Below are 22,457 nucleotides of genomic sequence, written 5' to 3' on the forward strand. Positions count from 1 at the left end.
TTCAGTTCATGGAGGACGGTGACGATTTTTTCCGCTGGCAGCACTCACGGCGTGGTGTAGTGATTGCCGTTTCTGTATTCAATTTGAATGGGCGCTGTTTCAGTCGTTGCATTGAACGCAATCATTGAAGTAAATCCCTGATTGGGGATCATGACGTTGATCTTTACATTATATATTTGCGCAATGATCGCTATTTCTATACCTCCACCCCAAGTTCCGGATAGTCGCATGTTTGTAATGTACGCCACCGTGATGCCCCAGGTTTCACAGAAGGCCGGGTTGTTATCCATGTACAAGCAAACGTAGTTTCTGAGATCCTCGTGTGATATTCCATGCATACCCCTTTGCTGAAGACATCTTGAGAGCGTATGGAACAAACAGTTGCCATCTGTGGGTATTCCATTTTCATCACGAGATTCACTGATTGGTAGTCGCGGAAGATCTGATGAAAAACCGTTGCTTTTCTTGAGTAACTCGATGTCCTTGGGTGAAATCAGGTCAGTGTCTATCGTGCTGAATATCCCGAACCATGGTGCGTCGGAAGGCGCGTTAAGGGCTTCATTTTTCTTGGTTTTGGCTTTGATGATGAGATTGACGACTTTGAATGTACGACGAGTGGTCTGAAATATGCTTAGAGGGGAGCGTGCGAGGTTTTTGTTGGAAGCCTTGATTGTTCCCTTGTTGGTCCAACCATTGGATTGAGTCTGGCCAATACCCCAAGACATGTCGCCGCTTTCCGCCTTTCCGGTTGACCACCCGTGAGTGTGAAGCTCATTGATCCATTGGGGAGCATAAACTTCGACGAGTACCGCATAGTTACTACGCCCGAACATTTTGTTGAGGTAGGCTTTGCTGTAGTTGCGGAATGATGCGAATCCCTGATGGCCAGCGGCGGATAACACGGTGCCGAACCGGAACGCCTCGAACTCTTCGGCGGTCATCGCCCGATAGAAACAGGTTTGGTTCTCAGCGAAATTCAGCGGAGTTGAATCATCGAAACGAGCAGGTGCAGAGTAAATGGTGTACTCCAGCGGTTTGCTTTGATGGGGGTCTATGGTTAGCCGAAACTCATCAATAATGCTTTCGATCGTAATTATCTTTTTGAAGTTGCACATGATGCACCGCTTCTCGGTTGGGGATGGGAGGGGCTGTTTGTTTATTTATTTATGGGTAGACGTTGTCAGCGCTTACCCGATGTCCATCATGTCGGGAGTCCAGTCAATATCCATTGCTTCGCTGACTTCGGCGTCAATCTCCATTTCGTTATAGGAAAATTTCACCTGCTGGTTTTTGCTGCTATCCCAGTAGTAAGTAACTTTTGCGAATGACTGTTGATGAAGATGTTTGCCCCCTGGCGTGCGGGTTGTTTTTCGACCTGTATGGGCGCCTGCATTTTTAACGACACTATTGTTCATTGTTCTGCCGTGCATGGTGGTGTACAGGTTGTACTTGTTTCCAAGCAGCTTATGTAGCCTGCCGACGAAGCTGTCATAAGAGGGCTGAAAAACTTTTTCGGTGGTGGATTGATCTGTGCCGAGTGCCAATTTGCACGAAGTCACCGAAATGACGTCTGGCAAGTTGGTGCCGAGCCCACACTCACTGAGATACCAGGCAACCTGATCAACGGAGAATGATCCCAGCGTTTGCTTGGAATGACTGCCATGTCCACGCACGTAGAGACGCCATGGCCCCATCGTTCCGGACGTTGTCTGTGCGACGGTTTGAGGGGATGTTGTATTGGCAATGAACGAGTGCGATGTGACCCCGGTTGTATTTCCTTTGGCGATTATGGAGTTCGTCCCGTTATTGATGGTGTCGTCACCGTGTCCTGAAAGGAAAGACAGGAGGACTTGCGATAGGTATTTGGACATTTTTTATCTGCCGCTGGATGGTTGAAAGGCCCGTCTGGACGGGAGCATCGCTGAGAATGAACCGCTGTTAGCACGCAACTACTGAGATTGGTGTCTCCCTATCACGTCAAGCTATTCCAACACCCACTCCGCCAACTTCCCCGTCACTTGCGTCATCAACACATTCTCGACATCCCGCGCACCGGCCGCGCTGCACTTGGCGAGCACCGCTTTGACAATTCCCGAATCAAACTCGAACTGTTTGCCGGTCGCTGCCTTGTAGCGGCCACGCAACTTCTCAAGCTTGGCCAGCACAATCCCCTCCAGCGTCGCCTCATCCAGCGGCCGATACGCAACCACGGTCATGCGCGCCAGAAATGCCGGGCGGAAGGCTTGCAGGAGGACCTTGTGCAGGGCTTCGTTGAAGGCTTCGGAGCCGAGTTGCGCAACCGGTGTGTCGAGCAACAGTTCGGCGCCGACGTTGCTGGTGGCGAGCATCACGGTGTTCTTGAAATCGACCACCAACCCGGTGCCGTCCTCCATCAAGCCTTTATCGAACACGTTGTAAAACGCCTCCAGCACATCCGGGTGCGCCTTTTCGATCTCATCCAGCAACACCACCGAATACGGTTTGCGCCGCACCGCCTCGGTCAGCACGCCGCCGCTGCCATAACCGACATAACCCGGTGGTGCGCCTTTGAGTTGGCTGACGGTGTGAGCTTCCTGATATTCCGAAAGATTGATGCTGATCAGGTTGCGTTCGCCGCCATACAACGCATCGGCCAATGCATAAGCGGTTTCGGTTTTGCCGACACCGGTAGGGCCGACGAGGAGGAACACACCCACCGGTTTTTGTGGGTCGGTGAGTCCGGCGCGGTAGGCCTGCAAACGTTGGGCGATGGTATTGAGCGCGGTGCTTTGGCCCATCACGCGTTGCCCCATGCGCGTGCCGAGGGTGCGCACGGCGTGGGCTTCGTCGGCGAGCATTTTGCCGACGGGGATGCCGGTCCAGCCGGCGATTACCGCAGCGACGGTTTTAGTGTCGACCTGTTCGGGCACCAGCGGATCGTCCTGGCGGATGGCGTCCAGTCCGGCCTCAAGGCGCAGTAATTCAGCCGCGAGATGATCAATGCGACTGTCGGTGGCTTCATCGGGTTTGTCGCTGTCGGCGCGCTCGCTCAAGGCCAGCAACTCACGACGCGTGTCGAGCAGTTCGCGGACAGCTACGCGCTCTTCGCCCCAGCGGGTTTCCAGTTCGCGGATGGCCTGCACATTTACGCTGGATTCAGTTTCCAGCAGGGTGATGCGCTCACGGTGATCCAGCCCTGTGGCCTGTTCGCGACGCAGGCGCTCGACTTCATCCTTGAGGCTGTTTTGCCGATGACGCAGGCTCTCCAGCGGCGGCGGCACGTCGTGCTGGCCGAGCGCGACCCGGGCGCATGCCGTGTCGAGCACACTGATGGCTTTGTCCGGTAACTGGCGGCCGGAAATGTAACGATGCGAAAGTTTCACCGCTTCATGAATCGCCGCGTCGAGTACCTGCACGCCATGATGCTGTTCGAGTTTGGCGGCCACGCCTCGGAGCATTTCCACTGCTGTGATTTCATCCGGCTCTTCGACCTGCACCAGTTGAAAGCGACGGGCGAGGGCCGGGTCTTTCTCGAAGTATTTTTTGTATTCCATCCATGTCGTGGCGGCGAGGGTACGCAGCTCGCCCCGCGCCAGCGCCGGTTTCAGCAGGTTGGCCGCATCGCTGCCGCCCTCGGCGCCGCCAGCACCGATCAGGGTGTGGGCTTCGTCGATAAACAGAATGATTGGCTTGTCAGCATTGCGCACCGCGTCGATCACGCCTTTCAAACGCTGTTCGAATTCACCTTTGACCCCGGCACCGGCCTGCAGCAGACCGAGGTCAAGCACGCGCAGACTGACCTCTTGCAACGATGGCGGTACATCACCGGCGGCGATGCGCAGGGCCAGGCCTTCGACCACGGCGGTTTTACCCACGCCCGGTGCACCCACCAGAATCGGATTGTTTTGTCGGCGCCGCAGCAGGATATCGATGCACTGGCGAATCTCGCCGTCGCGGCCAACGATCGGATCAATGCGCCCGGCATGGGCGTCGGCCGTCAGATCCTGAGTGTATTGATCGAGTAGCGAGTCTTGGCGCGGTGCTGAATGGGCGGGTGAACCTGTGCGCGGACCGACATGTTCACGAGAGTTTTCCGTCCACTCCAGCAGATTCGCGCGCAGCGCTTCTTTGGGAATTCGCAGCAACGACGAGGCACTGTTGAGCAGCAGACTGCGGCGCTCATCGCGATCAACCAACGCCAACAACAGCAAGCCGGAACGAATGCTGTCGAGTCCCAACACACTGGCCTGCACCACCGCATCTTCGAGCAAGCCGAGGGTGTGCGACGACAGTGCCGGTGTGCGCGTACTGCCTGCCTTGAACAGGTCCAGCGCCTTGTTGATCTCGGCCGTCAGCGCATCACGTTCGAGGCCGAAACGCGGTAGCAGAAAAGCCAAGTCGCCACCCTCGATATCGAGCAGTTCCAGCAACAGGTGTTCGATCTCGACAAAGTGATGCCCGCGCTGCAAGCAGCGCTGCGCGGCGCGTTCGAGGGCGCGACGGTTGTCCGGGTTGAGGCGTCCGATCAGGCTGGCCAGTTCCATGTTCAGGTAATCTCCAGCTGACGCAGTCGGGTTTCGATGGTTTGCACGCCGAGGCTGGCCTGACGCTGCAACCCACCGTTCCAGCTCAACAGTACCGGAGTCTGGCGAGCGAGTTTCAGCGGCCCGGCACCGCGTACCCGCAGCACCAGTTTGATGTCCAGATCCGGGCCGAAATACAGTGCCGCGAGACTGGCCAGTGCCGGGTGTGCTTCGCCATCCGGCAGAAAGCGCGCCGCTTGCGTCGACGGCAATGGTCCGAGGGTCAGGCGAATGCCGGCGTGCTCATCCCAGACCCGCGTGCCGGCCACGGCGCTGCGGCCCAGTTGCAGGTTGCGTCCGCCGGGTTTGATTACGCTACGGCTGGCGGACGGGATCTGCCGCCAGGCACCTTCGTAGGCGCTCAACTCGACCGGCACGGCAAACTGCTCGCGCACGATCGCGGCAAATCCCGCCAGTGAGCGACGGCCATCGGCAAACAACGCCGTACAGGCAAGAACGGCGCAGTCGGGAGCAGCCTGGCGCTCCTGCAACGCCTTGGGCAGCAAACCGGTCAGCGCGCGCAATTGCGCCTGTACCGGCGACGCCCCCGGCGTGACAAAGCCTAGCGCCACCCGGTGTTTGCGCATCACTTTGTACAGCAGGCTGAGCAAGCGATGCTGGAACAGATCGAGAAACGCGGCCGGTGCATGATCTTTGGCCCGCGCCCGTTGTTGCAGCCAATCCTGATAGGCGTAGGGGAGAGGGCCGTCCGGGCCGCCGAGTCCGAATATCGGTGTGTCGAGTGTCAGCGGTTCGCCAGGCGCTTCGTGCAGGGCTTCAATCTGGCTGGCGGCAAACGCCGGCGTCAGTGGTCCGCGCAGTTTCAGCGCTTCGGTCTGCGGCGAGGTGCCGCTGCCGAGTGGGTCGGCCTGCGGCTGCTCGCGTTCGAGCAACAGCAACGCCTGCAACCATTCGAAGGCCTGCGGCTCACGGCGCAGGCGCTGGCTCAGGGTCAGAGCGACAGGGGCATGCCGGCTTGGGGTTGCCATGCCTTGACCTCCTTGTCGGACTGCATCAGGACGGTGCGCACAAAGCGGTTGGCCGTGGCGTACAGGGAAAAGAACTGCGCCAGCACCGCCGAAAACAACACCGCGCTGCTGCCGACAAAATGCTGCGGATCAAGCTGCAACTGCACTTCCAGACCATTGCGCCAGCCGCGCCAGGCATCAGCGCCAACATGGCCGATTACCCGTTCGCAGCTGAGGTGCACCAGGCCTTCGATCTGCCTCAAGGCGCTGGCCTCATCGCGCAGGTTGTGCAGATGCAGAATCTCTTTCAGTGCATCCAGCGCCTGCGGGCCTTCAACCAGCGACAGATGATTGAGGGTCAGTTGCGACACCAGGCGCCAGCGCGAATCACCGTCCAGCCGCGGCTGACTTTGTGCACTCGGCGGATTGCGCAGGCGGGCCCAGGCAACCGGGCCGGGGCGCTCGAAACCCAGCGGCGTACCGGCCGGCAGGGTTTGCGCCAGATGACGGTTGGTGCAGAGCAACTCGGCGGTAAGGCTGTAATCAGGCAGATCGGTTTGCGGTTCAAAACGGGTGTCGACCACGCTCACCAATAAATCGCTGCCGAGCCGGTTTGGCGTCATGCCGTTGACCCGTCGCGCATGCCAGTAGCGCTGCTGGTCGCCGCCGCTGTGCTGGCTGCCGTAATACGCCGGCAGGCGCTGCACACCGGTGCGAGTACTGGCGCGCATGCCGCGAATGCTGTGGATTTCGACACTGTTCTCGCGGTGGCTGTCGGCGATCAGTCGATACTCGCTGCGCGTGCCGTCGGGACGCAGCGGCTCGGAAGTCCGCGGGAACAGGTTGATTACCGGTGCGCAGCCCAAGGCGATATCACTGGCCTGCAAGTGCAGGCGGCTAGCAGGGACACGGTCGAAAACGATATACAGATAGAGGGCCTGACTGTCGCTGGAAACACCGCTCAAGGGCAGATCGAAAAAGTGGAATTTATCCGGGAAAGCAAAATACTCGGCCAGCAAGCGCATGCCCGGATGGACACCGTCTTCATCCGGCAACAGTGCTTCGTCATCGCTGAAACCGACGATGTTCGGCAAACCTTTCAGCGCCGTCGGAACGCTGCCCGGCGATCCCGCCAATACCTGCATCGCATGCGCGCCAAGCAGGTCATACAGGCAAGCATTGACCACCGGGGAAGCGGCCAGGTGGATGCGCAATTGCTCAATGCCCAGATCAGCCCACTGGCTCTCGCCCAGGCAGCGCAGACTCAAACGCAATGCCGAGCGCGATTGCGCCACGCCGGTCAACGCCTGGGCTTCATCGCTGCCCAGCAACAGCGCTTCGGTGACTTCGATCGGCCATAACCGAACGGCGGCCGAGGTGCGAAAGTGAATGCTCTCGCCCTTGCTGGTGGTGACGAATAATGGCGTATCGCGGGGCAGGGGATAGCCCTCGTCGAGTTTGCCTTTGCCTGGGTCTGGCTCGAACTGCACGATGGCGCAGGACGGCAACGGCCGCATCGCCAACGGATAAAGTTGTTCGAGCAACGCATCGCTGAACTCGGCGTAGTCGTCATCCAGGCGCCGTTGCAGGCGTGCGGCGAGCAGTGCAAAACCTTCCAGCAAACGCTCAACGTGCGGATCGGGGCATTCGCCCGGGGACAGTTCCAGACGCCGCGCGACTTTCGGGTATCGTTCGGCAAATTGGCTGCCGGCATGCCGCAGCCAGGTCAGTTCGCGTTGGTAGTAATCGAGCAGTTGCGGGTCAATCGAGTCGCTCATGGCGCACCTCCAGCCCTTCGCCGCCAGGCTCGATGACAAAGGCTACCGGCCAGTGCTGCTGGCCGCTGCGTAATTCGCCGAGCAAGCGAATGCTCATGCGCTGCGGGTGTTCGGGCAAGGGATTGACCTGAACTTCGCCCAGCAGCAGGCGCGGTTCAAAATGCATGATCGCTTCGCGGATGTCCCGCGCCAGCCGCCGCCGATCATCGCTGCGTTGCTGTTGCAAGGCGCTCCAGTCGGCGATGCCGTAGTCGATCACACTCGCTGGCGTGGTCCGCGTGAGTGGACCACGGCGGGTGTTGAACAGGCGCCCGAGCTCGGCGTGCACCGAGTCGAGCAAGTCCTGCCGATCGAACTCGCGCGTGCTCTCGGCCTCGCTGGACGCGAGGCGTTCGAACAGCGGCGCGCGCATGCCGGTGCCTGCCATGGCCAAGGCGCCGGGTTAGCTGACAAGCTTGTTGGCGGCCATGTCCCAGGTCGACGCGGCCGTGCCTTCCTTGGTGCCGTCGTCTTTCTGCGCGGTGAGTTCCCACTTGATCTTGGTGAAGTTCAGCGACACGGTTTCCACCGGTTTGCCACCGGTACCGCCGCTGACGCTGACGTTGGACAGCACCACGTTGGTGAGGGTGTAGACAATAAAGGGCATCAACTGCCCGCTGCCCTCGGCGGCGTTGCGGCCGATGGTGATGATGGCTTCGGGGATCGGTTTGCCGGCGCAGCAGTATTCGTTGAGTGACGGTGTCGAGCTGTCGATAAACTTGGTCACCGTGAACTCGCCGACATGGGGTTTGCCGGAGGTGCGCTCCGAGTTGCTGACGTCGTTGGTGACTTGCATCGCCACGTTGTGGCTGTAGGACATGACTTCGATCTTGTCCGCAAAACCTTCGAGCAGGCTGTCGCCTTTGATGTCGCCGCCGAGGTCGAGAATGATTGCATCCATCGCTTGAAACTCCTGAAGAAATTCACATTAGGCAAATGGGCTGAACACGGAGCCCGTGGCGAGGGGATAAATCCTCTCGCCATCAGGGTTTTCTCTGGAGCTTTAAGCGGCAACCGGTGGCGGCAACGTCGCCACCAGACGGATCGATGCAGTCAGTTCCTCAAGCTGGAAGTGCGGCCGCAGAAACACCGTCGCCCGGTAGGCACCGGGTTTGCCGGCGACTTCGGTGACGTCCACGCGGGCTTCACGCAACGGGTACTGCGCCTTGATTTCCTGCGGCGCGTTGTCGTTGATCAGCACGTAATCGGCGATCCAGTTATTGAGGTAGGTCTGCACGTTGTCGCGGGTCATGAAACTGCCGACCTTGTCGCGCATGATCACCTTCAGGTAATGGGCGAAACGCGAGGCCGCGAGCACGTACGGCAACATCGCCGAGATCCGCGCGTTGGCATTGGCCTCGTTGGTGTTGTAGACCTTGGACTTGTTGGTGGTCTGGCCGCCGAAGAACACCGCGACGTCGCTGTTCTTCTTGTGGCACAGGGCGATGAAGCCGAGGTCGTTGAGTTCCTTCTCGCGGCGGTCGGTGATCGCCACTTCCGTCGGGCATTTCAGCGACAGGTCGCCGGAGCTGGTGCGGAAGGTGTGCGCCGGCAAACCTTCAACCGCGCCGCCGCCTTCAGCGCCACGAATTGCCGCGCACCAGCCGTATTTGGCAAAGGCTTCGGTGATGCGTTGCGACAGCGCCCACGCGGCGTTGCCCCACAGGTATTTGCTGTGGTCGGTGCCATTGACGTCTTCGACGTAGTTGATGCCTTCCACCGGCGAGGTGTCGGGGCCGTAGGGCAGACGCAGGAGGAAGTGCGGCAGCACCAGCGATACGTAGCGCGAATCCTCACTCTCGCGGAATGAGCGCCACTTGATCAGCTCCTGGCTCTCGAAGACCTTGGACAAATCACGCGGCACCGCCAGTTCGGTGAAGCTGTTCATGTCGAACAGGCGAGGACTGGCGGCGGCAATGAACGGCGCGTGGGCCGCGGCGGCGACGTTCGACAGTTTCTCCAGCAGGCCGATGTCCTGCGGGTGCCGGCCAAAGGTGTAGTCACCGACCAACAGGCTGAACGGGTGGCCACCGAAGGTGCCGTATTCCTCTTCGTAGATCTTTTTGAACAGCGCGCTCTGGTCGAACTCGACGGCTTTTTCCAGGTCGTTCTGCAACTCCTTCTGCGTGACGTTGAGCAGGCGCAGTTTCAGTCGGGTGCTGGTTTCGGTGTTCTGCACCAGCAGGTGCAGACCGCGCCACGAGGCTTCGAGTTTTTGCAGGTCGGGGTGGTGCAGGACCTCGTTGAGCTGGGCACTGATCAGTTCGTCGATCTGACTGATGCGGTCGTTGATCATCGCCACGGTGTCCTTGTCGATGGCCATGCCTTCGTCGAGGACCTGGGTGGCGAACTCCGCGAGCATGTCGCGGGCGTAATCCTGCTGACTGTCATCGTGGGCCATGCGGCCGTCGAGAATGATCTGGTCAAGCAGGGAAAGTGTCTCGGTCGTACTGTCGCTGGCTTGTTTCTGAGCTGAAGCGGGCATGGCGAATTCTCCCCTCGATGTAAGTGGACGATCAGGCTTGCGGTTCGGCCGGCGCCTCGGCATCAGCTGCCGGGGTAGCGTTGTCCGGACGGGCCGATTTGATTTCCTGCAGGCCTTCGGTGTTGGCGATGACGTCGCGCAACAGCTTGTCCAGGTCATCGTTGCCGTCGAGTTTGGTCAGCAGATCGCGCAGACGCTGGCGGGCCTCGAACAGGCGGCGCAGCGGTGTGACTTGTTCCACCACCTTGACTGGGTCGAAGTCGTCGATGTGTTTGAAATTGAGTTCGATGTTGAGCTTGCTGTCGTCGCCGCTGAGGGTGTTGTTGACCTGCAGCGTGGCGCGCGGGCCGATCGAGGCGAGCACTTCGTTGAAGTTGTCGCGGTCGATTTCGGTAAAACGCCGGTCAGTCAGTTTTGCCAATGGTTCGAGCGGCTTGCCCGACAGATCGGCAAGAATTCCGACCACCAGTGGCAATTCTTTTTTCTCGATGGCGTTGCCGATTTCGACGTCGTAGGTGATTTGCACTCGGGGCGGGCGCACCCGGTCGAGCTTGTGCTGAGTACTTTCTGCCATGACGGCGGACTCCGATGCGATGAGCGGGCGCAATGCATCGGGGAGGCCCGTTCATCGCTTTCCCTTGCTGGACCGTAGGTTAGAAAGGGAGGCAGATGACCTGTCGTTCCTTTGACAAACCTTCTTGATTCGGCTGTAGGAACCGAACTACCCAAGACGCTAGAACAGGTCTATAAAAAAGCAAGCAAAAACATTTTTGGACAGGTTCGCGAAAAGGAAAATTCATTTTGCGTAGACGACTTTTTCTAACACTGCTGTTTGCGTCCCTGGCCGGTTGCTCCCTCTTCGGGCCGAAGGTGGACCTCGACAGCCTGACCCTCGACGTCGCTCCGAAAGCCAACGACGACACGCCGATTGCCGTGGACTTCATTGCAGTCGCCGACCCGGATCTGCTCAAGCAGTTGTCAGGCATCAGTGCCAGCCAGTGGTTCGCCGGGCGCGAACAGTACCAACGCGACTATCGTCAGTTGATGAGCGTGTGGGGACTGGAGCTGGTGCCGGGGCAATTCATCGACCGCCAACCCTTCCCGTTGGGGGGCAAGAAGGCTGCTGGACTTTTAGTCTTCGCCAGCTATAACACACCCGGAGCACACCGCTTGCGGCTCGACGATCAGAGCGAGGCGTGGCTGAAATTCGACAGCCGCGAGATGAGCCTGGTCAACGCCACCGAACACTGAAACACCACCGCTGCCGCCGGATCGCGGCTTGTCGAAGGGAGTCGTATGAGTCTGCTACCTGACGCGGTTTGTTGGCACGAAGGCATGCAATTGCTGCCGCAGCATTTTCAGTTGCAAGGATTGCGGGCCGAAGCGCTCGGCGCGCATTTGGCGCAAGCGTGCAACCCGTGGTTCTGGGGCGTCAGCCACATGGAATTCGATCCTTCGGCGCTGAGCGCTGGCGTGGTGCGCGTCTTGTCGCTGCAGGGGACGATGCCCGACGGCCTGCCGGTAGATTTGCAGGCCGGGATCGGGCCGGCGCTGGAACTGGATGTCGGCGCGGCGATCGATGCCACCGACGACGCCACCGTTACCGTTTACCTGGCGATCAGCCCGATGTGGCGGGCCGGGCAGTTGCTGCCGCTCAAAGGGCGCTTGCAGTCGGTGGTGGGCGACGCGCTGCCGGATCTCACCAGCGGTGAATTTCCTGAATCGATCACCGTGTGGCGGCCTAATCCACGCCTGTGCACGCAATTGAACAAGGCCGATTCGATCTGCCTGCCGCTGCTGAAAATCCGCAAGGAGGGTGGCGGTTTTCTGCCGCTGTCTTACACGGCGCCGACGCCGATCCTGTTGCCGGAGTCGGCGCTCGGTCGACGCATCGCCGGTCTCTGCGCGCGGTCGCGGGAGAAGTGTCTGTTTCTCGGTGGCCGTTTGCGTCAGGCGCAGCAGGCCGGCAATCAGGACGATGCGCTGGAAATCCGCCGCCAGTTGACGGCGTTGTGGGCGCGTCTGCCGGAAGTCGAAGGCGCGCTGAACAGCCGTATTGCTCATCCACAAACCCTCTATGTGCAATTGCTCGGTCTGGCCGGCGCGTGGTCGGCGCTCGATCCGCTGGCCGGCGTGCCGGCGTTTGCAGCGCTGGATTTTGTCGAATTGCAGCGCGGTTATGACGCCGTGCTGCAATGGCTGGAGATCACCCTCGAACTGATCCGCGCCGGCTATCGCAGCCTGCCGTTCGAGCGCGGTGAGCACAGCTTTTCCATTCAACTGCCGGACGAGCAGCCGAGTCAGCGTCTGGTGATCGGTCTGCGCATGCCCAACGGCGCCAGCGAACAAGCGGCAATTGACTGGTTGCGTGGCGCGATCATCGCCTCGGCACCGCACATTGCGCTGCTCAGTCGCCAGCGCATGAGCGGTTTGTCGCACCAGGTCATGAGCCGCAGCGAACAGGTGGCCTACAGCGTTGGCGAGGACACGCGGCTGTTTGTGATCACCGCCGAAGGTACGTGGTTCGACGCGCAACTGCCGCTGATTATCGCCGCGCCGGCGACGAAACTGACCAGCAGCCCGTGGCAAGTGGTGCTGTTTGTCGCCCAGAACAGTGAAAGTGCCTGATCACACAAGGAACGCCGTATGTCGCAAGGAAGTGCCGCAAGCCTTGGGTTGCAGGACGCACCGTTGAGCAGCGCGTTCCGCCAGACGTGGCAGCAATGGCAACAGGACTGGGTGCAATTGCCCAAGGACAGCGAGGACGAAGCGGCGCTGGTGGAGACCGTGGTCGAACTCTCGACACAGGCCTCGCAGCGATTGTGGCGCACCGCTTATGCGCGGGTCGGTGATTCGGCGACCGAGCAGGTCAAGGCGTTGGTTTACGCGTTCGTCGCACTGGTCGATGAAACCCTGCTGTTCACCCCTTGGCCTGGACAAGCAGCGTGGCAGGACAAACCTTTGGAGTCGCGTCTGTATGCCAGTCGTCAGGCCGGCGAACAAGTGCCGGCGGCGATTCAAGCTTTGCTCGATGAACAGCAACCGACCACGCGCGATCTGGCCAACGTGTATCTGCAATGCCTGATCCTCGGTTTCCATGGGCGTTTGCGCGGTGAACACAGTCAGGCGCAATTGGAGAAGTGGCGGCTGGCGCTGTACACCTTTGCCTGGCAGGGCGAGGCCAGTTATGTCGATGTCAGTCAGCGTCTGACGCAGCCGTCGCTGACCACGCCATTGCAACTGCCGGTGCGCACGGCGCTGCCGGATGGCTTTCGCCTGGCGTTGGGGATTCTGGCGATGCTGCTGTTGCTGACCGGGCTTGGCCAGTTGCTCTGGCGGGACATTCGTTCGGAACTGGACCCGGTGCTGCAGATCATCGACTCGGTGGTGCCTGCGGAGCAAGGCTCATGAGCACCCTGACGATGGTTGCGTGGGTTGTCGCGCTGCTGCTGGTCGTGGTGATCATCGCCGTGGCCGTGTGGTGGTTGCGCACCCAGAGTGGCGCAGCGATCCGCAGTTTTTACGCAGCCGTACGGCAAATGGAGCAAGAGCAGGGCAGTCATGACCGCTATCAGATGCCATGGCTGCTGATGCTCGGTGACGAAACCCAGGGCACGCAACTGGTCAGTGAATGGCGTCTGCAACCGACCGACAAACCCGCCTGGTTCGGTCGCTGGTGGTCAGATCCCGAAGGCGCCGTGCTGGTGGTGCCGCAAGCGCTGTTTCTGCCCGACGACGGTATGCACTTGCAGCGTGGCGGTTGGTGGCGATTACTTGGTTTGATCCTGCGAATGCGCAGCAAGCGGCCGCTGGACGGTGTGGTCTGGCTGGTGCCGGTCAGTCGTTTGAGCAATCTTGAACAGGCCGCCGGCCTCGGTCTGGCGGCGCGCCGGCGCTTCATCGATCTGCTGCAACGTTTTGGATTGAGTGTGCCGGTGTACGTGATCATCACCGGACTCGAAGAACTGCCGGGATTCCAGGAACTGATCAGCGCGCTGCCCGACGAGGCCCGCGAGCGTACCCTGGGCTGGTCGTCACCTTATTCACGCGATGCGGTTTGGCAAGGGCAGTGGAGCGATCAGGCACTCGATCGCATCCATCGCGCCATAGCGGAAGCCATCATCGAAATCGGCACCTTGTCCGGCCAGTTGAGCGCAGATCTGTACGCCTTGCCAGAGCGTCTGGAAACCTTGCGCCGCGGTTTGCAGAGTGTTCTGGAACCGGTGTTTCAAGGCAACGCCCAGGGGGAAGCGCCGTGTTTTCGCGGTGTCTATTTCAGCGCCAGTCAGGCCTCGGAGGATGCCAAAGATGGATTTTCCGCTGACGACAGCGGCTTGCAGCAGAGTGTGTTTGTGCGCCAGTTGTGGCGTCAGCGCTTGGTCGGCGAGCGCGGGTTGGCGCAAGGCGTGCCGCGCCTGCTGCGTTTGCGTCAGCGTTGGCAGCGGCTGACGGCCGGCGTGGCGCTGGTGGTCGGGGTGATCTGGGCCGTGGCGATGCTCTGGGTCTGGCAGGTGTCGGTCAAGGATGCCCACGAACTGGCGCGGCAGATGCAAGGCGCGCAAAAGGGCTACGTGGCGATCAGTGACGAGGCGCAACGCGTCGACTCGACCCGACGCAATGTGCAGACCTTCTGGCGCGTGCTGGAGCGTGCGCCGCACTGGAACTACGTTTCGCTGGTGTTCCCGACGTCGTGGTTTTCCTCGCTCGACAATCAGCTTGAGCAGCAAGTCTTGCAGTCCACCCAGCGCCACATCATGGTGCCGCTGCATGACCTGTTGAGTGCGCAACTGGCGCAGATCAAGGCGATCCGCAGCACCGACCGACGCAGCAGTGTCGAAAGCGACGACCCGGCGCAGTGGCAGAACTATCTGAAGGCGAACGATCTGGTGGATCGGGCCTTGCGTCTGGAACAGCAGAACCAGTTGTTCAATCAAGTGCAGAACAACCCGCGTGCGCCACTGGACGACTTGGTGCAATTGAGCAACAACGCGCTGTCGCTGAACCTCAACACCGGCACCTTGCCCTACGCGGCGTTCTACAATCGGCTGCTCGTGGCCGCGGAAGACGGCAGCTTGCAGGCGCTGGATCTGAGCGTCGACCGACCACTGATCGTCAGCAACTTTTCCGGATTGATGCAGCGCTGGCTGGATCAGTATTTTCTCGCCGACAACTTTGTCAGCAAGGCCGGTTATCTCAAGTTGCACCTCGATCAATTGGAGGCCGGCAGTGGCAACAGCCTGCGCGAACTCGAAGAGCTGACCGCGCTGGTCGACGATCTGCAAGCGGCAATTGCCCTGACCAATGCAACGTGGAGCCGTGGCAAAGGCCAGGAATTGGTGCCGGGTTATGGTGACTTCCTCGCCAAAGTGGGCAAGAGCACATTGTTGGGCGCGCAAGTCCAACAAGACCTCGACACGCAAGCGTCACGCTTGCAGCAGAGTTTCCGCGATCAATGGATCGCACAGGTTGGCTCGCGGGACAATTTGCTGGTACAGCAAGTCAGCGGGCAATTGGCGTTGCAAGAGCAAGTGGTGAAACTCGATAACGCGATACAGGCGCTGTTCAAGCGCGACTTCGTTTCGGTCGCCCTGCGTGCCAGCGAAGACAACGTCAATATGCAAGGCCAGACCGTGGACGGTGATGACCTCAATGAATCGCTGAAATATTTCGCCGACTACAACAGCTACATCGCCGAAGAACTGCCACGCATTCCACCGGACTATCGCGTTGCGGTGCTCAAAGCCGCCGAGCGTGCCGCCGCCCAGGCGATGTGGTTGAGCCTCAAGGATCACAACGATCAGGCGCATCCTTACGCTGTGTTCAATGTGCAGGCCGAGCAAGCCATGGCCCTGCAAAAGGCTTTCGTCGAGGTGCACCGCGCGGATCTCGCCACGCGTCTGCAAGCGGCGCTCAACCGCCGCGCCATGGCGCAGCTTATTGGTGGTCTGGATGAAATCACCGCGCAACCACTGTTCGGCGGACGGGCCGAAATCAGCCAGTGGGACGGTTCGAAAAACCTTGGTCTGGAACTGTTCGGCGCCAGCGACGTGCAGGATCTGAAACTGAGCCTCAAGCAGCAGTTCAACACCATGCTCGGCATCACTGAGCGGCGCACGTCTTCGTTGCAGTGGCTGACAACACAGCAAGCCAATCTCTCGGCCCTGGATTACGAACGCGTGACGCAATTCAGTGCGCTCAACGACGAACTGCGCAAATACAAAGAGGCCAACCCGGCCAGTTCGCCGGCACAGATCGAGCAACTGGTCAGCCGCGATTTCGTCGAGATGGACGTCAATTCCTGCCTGCAAATGCTGCAGACCGCTAACATCGCCGGCGGACGCGGCACGTTGGCGATGCGCGCGGTGGAGCTGCAACAGGAAGCCATGCAGCGTTGCCAGATGCTGCAAGTGCAACAGGCCGCTGCGGCATGGAATGAGCTGGCCAACTACTTCAATCAATATCTGGCGGATCGCTTTCCGTTCGCCAACGGCGTGCAGATGCAGGACGCCGATCCGGCGCGGGTTGAATATTTTCTGCAACTGATCGACAAAAAACTGCCGGTCGCGCAGGCCGGCCTTGCCACCAACCAGACCCCGGAACGCCTGGCCGCGGCGGATTTTCTCAACCGCTTGAAGCAAGCCAGCAGTTGGCTGACGCCGCTGTTCGTGCGCGACAAGAGCGGCATCCTTGGCGTCGAGCTGGACGTGCGCTGGCGCACCGATCGCGATGATGAGCTGGGCGCCGATCAGGTGATTGCCTGGGGCTTGCTCGCCGGCAATCAGCAAATCAACTATCCGGCAGCCGAGCAACCGAATCTGCGCTGGATGGTCGGCCAGCCTGTCCGCCTGACCCTGCGCTGGGCGCGAAACGGCAAGGAGCGTCCGGTCAACGACCCGCTGCAACCGAATCTGGTGGTGCGTGATCTGGAGGCCGGTTGGGAGTACGGCGGGCCATGGTCGCTGCTGCGCCTGATGCGCGCGCATTTCTCGGTGCAGCGTCAGCCAAACGTGGATTACACCGATTTCCCGCTGACGTTGCGTTTACCTGTAACCGGGGCGCCGGACAGCGTCACCAGCGAATTCACGCGGATGTTCGTGCGTCTGTCGCTGATGAGCCAGGGCTCGAAACTGCCGCTGTCGATCGCGCCGTTGCCCACCCGTGCGCCGCGTTCGCCGTTTCAGGTGACCGGCACCACCGTCGCCCTTGAATCGCAGAAGGAAGATTTGTGAACCTGCCATCGGCCGCTGTGCCAGATCTGATTGATCAATTGCTCGCGCCGATCAGCGCGGATGCGCCCTGTGGCGTCGATTTGCGCTATGAGCGTGAGTTCGATCAGTTGCGCGACTTGCGCCGCGAGGACGATGCCAGCCTGCCGACCGGCGTCTGGCAGTCGACACTGAAGCGGGCGAACTGGTCGGAAGTCGAGAAGCTCTCCACTGCGTTATTGCTCGAGCGCAGCAAGGACTTGATGCTCAGCGCGTGGCTTGGCGAAGCTTGGCTGCACCTGCAAGCGTTGGACGGTTTGCCCGGCAGCCTGGCGCTGATCGCCGGTTTATGTGAGCGTTTCCCCGAGCACTTGCACCCTCAAGCCGAGGAGGGCGATCAGTCGTGGCGCGTGATTCCGCTGGAATGGCTGGTGCGTCGCTACAGTGAAGTCTTGCTCACTCGCGTGCCGCTGTTCGGCACTCGCAACAGTGATTTCGAGGTTTATACGCTTGAAGTCTGGCGGCGTTTAAAGATTCAGCAGGTGCAGGCCAACGACAGCAAGAATGCCAAGAGCTCGGCAGAAACCGCGCGCAACGAACAGAAAAAACTCAGCGATCAGATCCGCGCCACGCCGCTGGCGTTCTGGTTGCGCACCCAAGGCAATCTGCTGCTGAGCCTGCAACATCTGCAGCGGCTCGACAGCTGGAGCAATGCTTATCTAGGGGATCAAGGCCCGGGATTGCGGCCCTTGCAGGACATTATTCAAGCGCTGCTGACGTTGGCTCAGGAGTTTATCGCCATGCACCCACAACAACCGGCTTCGCCGGCACCGGTGGTCGAAGCCCCCGTCGCCTTGCCGCAACCAGAAGAACCTGCACCGGCTGCCCAGGTATTTCGCGAACCGGCCAGTCGCGAAGAGGCTTACCGACAATTGCTGCTGATCGCCGAATACCTTGCCCGCACCGAACCTCACAGCCCCGTGCCGTATCTGATTCGGCGCGGCGTCGAGTGGGGCAACAAACCGCTGAGCGAGTTGCTCGGTGAGTTGATCAGTGCCGATGCGGAATCGCGGCGTTTGTGGACGTTGCTCGGGGTGCTTTAGTGCACGCGTTGATTGTTGAGTTTTGGCGGCAGCGCGATAGGCGTCAGCACAGGCTCGCCCGAGAAGAACGCCACGAGGTTTTTGCCCACCAGCTCCACCGTGCCTTGCGTCGCTTCCGGTGACAGCCCCGCGACGTGGGGTGTCAGCAACACGTTGCTCAGGGTTTTCAGCGCATCCGGCACTTGTGGCTCGTGGTCGAACACATCCAGCGCGGCGCCGGCAATTTTGCGTTGTTCAAGGGCGGTGATCAGATCCGCCGTGGCGATCACACTGGCGCGGGCAATATTGACGATAAACCCTTTCGGACCGAGCGCATCGAGCACCGCGCGGGTAATCAGATGCTGTGTGCCGATACCGCCGGGCGTGGCGACGATCAGGAAGTCCGACGCTCGCGCCAGTTCGGTCGGCGTCGAGCAGAACGCGTACGGCACATCGTTGCGCACCTGACGGCTGTGATAGCTGATCTGCATGTCGAAACCGAGGTTCGCGCGTTTGGCGATCGCCATGCCCACTGCGCCCAGCCCGAGAACCCCCAGGCGTTTGCCGGCCAGCGACGGGCGCATGATCTTCGGCCATTCACCCCGGCGCACTGCGGCGTCGCAACGCGGTATATCGCGCACCAGTGCCAACAACATTGCCAGCGCATGGTCGGCCACCGATGAGGCGTTGACTCCGGCTCCGTTGGTCACGGTAATGCCACGGTTGCTGGCGGCTTGCAGGTCGACCTGTTCGTAACCGGCGCCGATGACCGTAATGATCTTTAACGCGGGCAGGGCGGCGATCTCATCGGCTGTCAGACCCAGCGGGCCACGGGTCAGCACCGCGTCGATGCGGCTGCCTTGGGTGGCAATGGCTTGCGCACGTTCAGCGGGCGTGGGGGCAAGGATCAGGTGGAAGCCCTGATGTTCGAGAATCGGCAAGTAGTCATTGATGGTTTCAACCAGTACCAGAACGGTGGCGGGCATTGCGCGGCTCCTGTGAACGTCGGCGGGTTGGTCGCGAAAGTCGTTTCAGAGTGCTGAATCCGCAGCGACTTGGCAATCGTTGTCATTGGCGCAGTGGTGCTTTGATTCTGGACGGCTTCGGGCAAGAAGCAAGGTTAGGCAGCACACCGGTGATCCGCTGTGCTGTCGACATCATTGGGCCGCTTGGGCTTTGGCTTGCTCAGCCATCGCGAGCGGCTTGATATCGTAGGTCGGATAGAACTCGGTGCGGTAACTGCCCCATGCGGTGTTTTCCAGCGCCAGGTTAACTTCCGCCAGACGCGAGACAGGAAAGCGCACGGTCACGACCTGGCCGATCCCCATCATGATGTTCCAGCTCACCACCTCGACTCCGGCCGGGGGGAACGTTTTATGGAAACCCTGTTGCGCAAGCTGAGCCTTTAGTTCACTTAACGGTCGGGTTTGATCATGTTTCAGAAACACGGTCAGCATCATCGCGTTGTCGGCGGTGGCGACGGCGTTTTTTGCGGGCTGGGTGGCAGCTTGTGCGCTGACCCCGGCGCAATAGACAGAAGAAATCAGTAACGTCGACATCAGCAGGGTTTTAATTGACTTTTGCATAGCGAACTCCTGGTTTTATTGTTTGATGGCGGACTTGGTTTCTATCGTTCCGGTATAGGGCGCGTGAACGACATGAATGCGCACAAGAGGATTGTTGTCGACCATGTCGCGGGGGACTTCCCGAGAATAAGTGAACTCACGTTTGTTCAGTGTTTCCAAACGCCTGACCCATGTTTTGGTCGGGCCGATATCCGGCACAAGAATGTGCTGTTGCTGATCGCCGGTGACAAAGAAATACCCGCCACCGCCATTGTTGTACTTTGATTCGCCTGTATCGGTGTAAAAGAATTCGTATCGATTGCGCTCGGGATCCCACGTCGATATACCAACGACGCCGGGGTACTTCGCTTTGACGTCGGTTTCAGGGGCGCCGTCGATATAGACCTTGGTGGTCAGCCATCGTGGCGAAGAAGCCAGCTCGCGGACATCGGCGTTGGCGCTGGCGAGCGGCGCAAGCAGTGCGGCCAACAACAGGCCGGTCATCATGTTCTTGTGCATGCTGTGTCCTCTTGATCACACTTGAATTATTAGTCTTCGAATTCGGAGCGATAAAAATATAGACCTGCCATGGAATATTGTTCAATGGCTGGGTAGTTGTTTGTAACAAATGGCTGGTATTCGATTTTAAGTAATATTTTGTTATGAGTATTTGTGGCTGTTTAACTTGTAGGATTATTCTGAAAGTTTGTTGGTTGATTGGTTTGTTTGTTGGCGTTTTCTGTGGTTAACGTCGCTGGCGTCATTAACTGATTACACGAAGCCGTAGGACAAGGGATGCCGTAACAAATGTCTGGTTGACGCAACCGCAGCAAGTGAAGTTGCGTCTATTTCGGGAGGCTTCCTTAGAACTTCACTTCCGCACTGTCGATTAACCGTGCGAAAGCGGCACCGAGGGTGGCGTTGTGATGGTTGATGATCGCTTCGGCCGATAGCGCAGCAGTGTCCATGCAGGTGTGGGCGTCGCTGACCAGCAGTGGTCTGAAGCCCAGATCGGCAGCGCTGCGACAGGTGCTGTCGATGCAGAACTGGCTTTTCATGCCGACCACATAGAGGTCTTCTACTTGTGCGGCTTTGAGTTGCTGTGCGAGGTCAGTGCCATGGAAAGCATCGGGGCGGGATTTGTCGAAGAGGGTGTCGATGTCAGCGTCCAGTTCAAGCGCTGGCAACAATTGCCAGAATGGACTGCCAGCGGCAATCGGTGAACCATCCGGGCCGGTGTGGCGCACGGCGAAGATCGGCACTTGAGTCGCGCGGGCCTGAGCGACCAGGCGCCGGATGTTGGCCAGAATCCGTTCGCCCTGATAGGGCTTTTCCGGTCCGTGGAACAGACCGACCTGCATATCGATGATCAACAGTGCTGCGGGCATGGTGTTTCTCCTTGGGTGCTGCAGATGCCGCACGGACGGGAGAAACAACAAGGCCCCGTCCATTGCTGGCGGGGCCTTGGGTTTGCTGCGCTGGGGTTACCTCAGACAGAAACACCACGACCCGCCGGTGGCGGTCGTGGTGGTACGGGTGAGTTGCAGCGCGCGAATGTTCATGGGCCGATCATGCTGGCGCTGATAACGGGCTGTCAATGAGCGGGTCAAGTGACGTACTGCGCGACGCCATTGCCGAATGACCAGTTCTCTTTTTTTACCTCGACCAGATTGATGAACACGTCTTCCAGGCGCACCGCCAATTGTGTGTGCAGGCTTTCGGCGATGGTTTTGAACAGCAACTGCTTTTTCTCCACCGTGCGCCCTTCGCTGATGGTGATTTGAATGAACACCACGCCATCGCTGCGCTGGATCCCCAGATACTGCGGGTCGTAGACGAGGTGTTGGTCATCATGCTCGGTGAGGGTCTGGAAGTTGTCGTGCTCGGGCACATCGATACAACTGCGCAGGGCCGCGTAGATCTGCTCGCCGATGCGTTTGGCGAAAGTGGGGTCGGGGTTTTGTCTGATGTCGACACGAACCAGTGGCATGGGGAAGGCTCCGCAGGGCAGGGGACTCATCTCACGCTAGATCATGTGGGGCAAATTGAAAGGATTGGGGGCTTGAAATCGACGCAGTTCCTTAAAAGTCACTGTATGAGGCTGCCTACTTTACTCACGGATTTTGCCTACGAAACCGCCAGACTCGTCCGCTACCCGGCAGGTGATCAATGCGAAATCATGAGGGTACAAAGCAGCCAAGGTAACGGCTGCCAATAGCCAAGGAAGGCGCATGCTTCAGAATGATCGGGAAAATCTGGAACTCGAAAGACTACAAAACGAATCACGCAAGCTCATTGTCGAGAGGCGCAAGCTTATGGCTGAGGAAAACAAATTAAAGCGAGAAAGGTTCTGGTACCCGGTAGCGGTAGGCACGGGGCTGCTGACTGCGATTACAGCTGTATCGGGATATTGACCAAGCTCTAAATGAAGCGCTTCACACATCATTGCTTGTGTTCAAGCGTTCCGGATGCTTAACAACGGTTTACATAACAGATTGGTCTCGTGACCTCGCAAAGGACAATAAACATGTACATAGAGGACCCTAAAGCCAGAGCTGAACGACTTCGACGAGAGGACGCCGAGTTCGCTGAAGAGGCCAGAGGTCTGTCCCCGGCTGAGATTCGCTCAGAATTATTCAGGTTCAGTATGGGGGCAATATTTGCGCTGGTCGTCATCACCATCGGGACGATAGTGCTTCGTTCGATCTGAAATGTTTTCCAGAGACCGCTTAGCTTGGATGCGCGCTAAAAGCGACATTCAACTTAGCTGGGG

20 protein-coding genes are annotated in these 22,457 nt (G+C 59.4%); 6 read left to right on the forward strand and 14 right to left on the reverse strand.

What is annotated here, in order from left to right; translation table 11 throughout:
- Positions 1–44 precede the first annotated feature (44 nt).
- The 9 genes from ACM6IN_RS01495 to tssB form a co-directional block, all read right to left on the reverse strand.
- Positions 45–1,115 (reverse strand): OTU domain-containing protein, encoded by a 1,071-nt coding sequence (locus tag ACM6IN_RS01495; RefSeq protein ID WP_007911069.1) that lies wholly within the window; start codon positions 1,113–1,115, stop codon positions 45–47.
- 72 nt (positions 1,116–1,187) lie between these two features.
- Positions 1,188–1,871 (reverse strand): hypothetical protein, encoded by a 684-nt coding sequence (locus tag ACM6IN_RS01500; protein ID WP_414915266.1) that lies wholly within the window; start codon positions 1,869–1,871, stop codon positions 1,188–1,190.
- Between the two features lie 111 nt (positions 1,872–1,982).
- Entirely contained in the window at positions 1,983–4,523 is a 2,541-nt protein-coding gene (gene tssH, locus ACM6IN_RS01505) for a type VI secretion system ATPase TssH (protein WP_414915267.1), read from the reverse strand.
- 2 nt (positions 4,524–4,525) lie between these two features.
- Positions 4,526–5,551 carry a type VI secretion system baseplate subunit TssG gene (gene tssG, locus ACM6IN_RS01510; protein WP_414915268.1) on the reverse strand — a complete coding sequence of 342 codons (1,026 nt, stop codon included), beginning with the start codon at positions 5,549–5,551 and terminating at the stop codon, positions 4,526–4,528.
- Complete coding sequence (gene tssF / locus ACM6IN_RS01515) at positions 5,515–7,308, reverse strand: type VI secretion system baseplate subunit TssF (protein ID WP_414915269.1); 1,794 nt, start codon at positions 7,306–7,308, stop codon at positions 5,515–5,517. Before tssF ends, tssG begins: the two co-directional genes overlap by 37 nt.
- Positions 7,292–7,735: a type VI secretion system baseplate subunit TssE gene (gene tssE, locus ACM6IN_RS01520; RefSeq protein ID WP_042704864.1), complete on the reverse strand. Its 444-nt coding sequence runs from the start codon at positions 7,733–7,735 to the stop codon at positions 7,292–7,294. The genes tssF and tssE overlap by 17 nt, the downstream gene beginning before the upstream one ends.
- A gap of 15 nt (positions 7,736–7,750) precedes the next feature.
- A complete protein-coding gene (locus ACM6IN_RS01525) occupies positions 7,751–8,248 on the reverse strand; it encodes an Hcp family type VI secretion system effector (RefSeq protein ID WP_007911046.1) in 498 nt (165 codons plus the stop codon).
- Positions 8,249–8,350: 102 nt separating this feature from the next.
- Positions 8,351–9,832 (reverse strand): type VI secretion system contractile sheath large subunit, encoded by a 1,482-nt coding sequence (gene tssC, locus ACM6IN_RS01530; RefSeq protein WP_007911038.1) that lies wholly within the window; start codon positions 9,830–9,832, stop codon positions 8,351–8,353.
- A 31-nt stretch (positions 9,833–9,863) separates the two neighbouring features.
- Positions 9,864–10,406: a type VI secretion system contractile sheath small subunit gene (gene tssB / locus ACM6IN_RS01535; RefSeq protein ID WP_007911036.1), complete on the reverse strand. Its 543-nt coding sequence runs from the start codon at positions 10,404–10,406 to the stop codon at positions 9,864–9,866.
- A gap of 227 nt (positions 10,407–10,633) precedes the next feature.
- Between tssB and ACM6IN_RS01540 the strand changes: the two genes are divergently transcribed.
- Genes ACM6IN_RS01540 through tssA form a run of 5 tightly spaced genes read left to right on the forward strand, consistent with a single transcriptional unit; the run spans position 10,634 to position 18,140 of the window.
- Positions 10,634–11,083: a hypothetical protein gene (locus ACM6IN_RS01540; protein ID WP_007911033.1), complete on the forward strand. Its 450-nt coding sequence runs from the start codon at positions 10,634–10,636 to the stop codon at positions 11,081–11,083.
- Between the two features lie 45 nt (positions 11,084–11,128).
- Positions 11,129–12,460, forward strand: coding sequence for a type VI secretion system baseplate subunit TssK (gene tssK / locus ACM6IN_RS01545; RefSeq protein WP_007911031.1), 1,332 nt, complete (start codon positions 11,129–11,131; stop codon positions 12,458–12,460).
- Between the two features lie 18 nt (positions 12,461–12,478).
- A complete protein-coding gene (locus ACM6IN_RS01550) occupies positions 12,479–13,243 on the forward strand; it encodes a DotU/TssL family secretion system protein (protein ID WP_414915270.1) in 765 nt (254 codons plus the stop codon).
- On the forward strand, positions 13,240–17,061 hold the full coding sequence (locus tag ACM6IN_RS01555; protein WP_414915271.1) for a type VI secretion system protein: 3,822 nt from the start codon (positions 13,240–13,242) through the stop codon (positions 17,059–17,061). The genes ACM6IN_RS01550 and ACM6IN_RS01555 overlap by 4 nt, the downstream gene beginning before the upstream one ends.
- Positions 17,058–18,140 carry a type VI secretion system protein TssA gene (gene tssA / locus ACM6IN_RS01560; protein ID WP_414915272.1) on the forward strand — a complete coding sequence of 361 codons (1,083 nt, stop codon included), beginning with the start codon at positions 17,058–17,060 and terminating at the stop codon, positions 18,138–18,140. Before ACM6IN_RS01555 ends, tssA begins: the two co-directional genes overlap by 4 nt.
- Here tssA and ACM6IN_RS01565 read toward each other — a convergent pair.
- The 5 genes from ACM6IN_RS01565 to ACM6IN_RS01585 form a co-directional block, all read right to left on the reverse strand.
- Complete coding sequence (locus tag ACM6IN_RS01565) at positions 18,137–19,105, reverse strand: 2-hydroxyacid dehydrogenase (protein ID WP_007911024.1); 969 nt, start codon at positions 19,103–19,105, stop codon at positions 18,137–18,139. The two genes, tssA and ACM6IN_RS01565, sit on opposite strands and share 4 nt — an antisense overlap.
- A gap of 171 nt (positions 19,106–19,276) precedes the next feature.
- Positions 19,277–19,705 (reverse strand): hypothetical protein, encoded by a 429-nt coding sequence (locus ACM6IN_RS01570; protein WP_038366244.1) that lies wholly within the window; start codon positions 19,703–19,705, stop codon positions 19,277–19,279.
- A 15-nt stretch (positions 19,706–19,720) separates the two neighbouring features.
- Positions 19,721–20,203, reverse strand: a complete 483-nt coding sequence (locus tag ACM6IN_RS01575) for a DUF4822 domain-containing protein (protein WP_095111555.1) — start codon at positions 20,201–20,203, stop codon at positions 19,721–19,723.
- Between the two features lie 344 nt (positions 20,204–20,547).
- Positions 20,548–21,072, reverse strand: a complete 525-nt coding sequence (locus tag ACM6IN_RS01580) for a cysteine hydrolase family protein (protein ID WP_007911018.1) — start codon at positions 21,070–21,072, stop codon at positions 20,548–20,550.
- A gap of 218 nt (positions 21,073–21,290) precedes the next feature.
- Positions 21,291–21,674, reverse strand: a complete 384-nt coding sequence (locus ACM6IN_RS01585) for a tautomerase family protein (protein ID WP_414915273.1) — start codon at positions 21,672–21,674, stop codon at positions 21,291–21,293.
- 241 nt (positions 21,675–21,915) lie between these two features.
- On the opposite strand from ACM6IN_RS01585, the gene ACM6IN_RS01590 reads away from it, so the two are divergent.
- Positions 21,916–22,098 (forward strand): hypothetical protein, encoded by a 183-nt coding sequence (locus ACM6IN_RS01590; protein WP_414915274.1) that lies wholly within the window; start codon positions 21,916–21,918, stop codon positions 22,096–22,098.
- Positions 22,099–22,457: the final 359 nt, after the last annotated feature.

It is taken from the genome of Pseudomonas sp. IT-P395 (assembly GCF_949767675.1).
In the GTDB taxonomy this organism is placed as follows: domain Bacteria; phylum Pseudomonadota; class Gammaproteobacteria; order Pseudomonadales; family Pseudomonadaceae; genus Aquipseudomonas.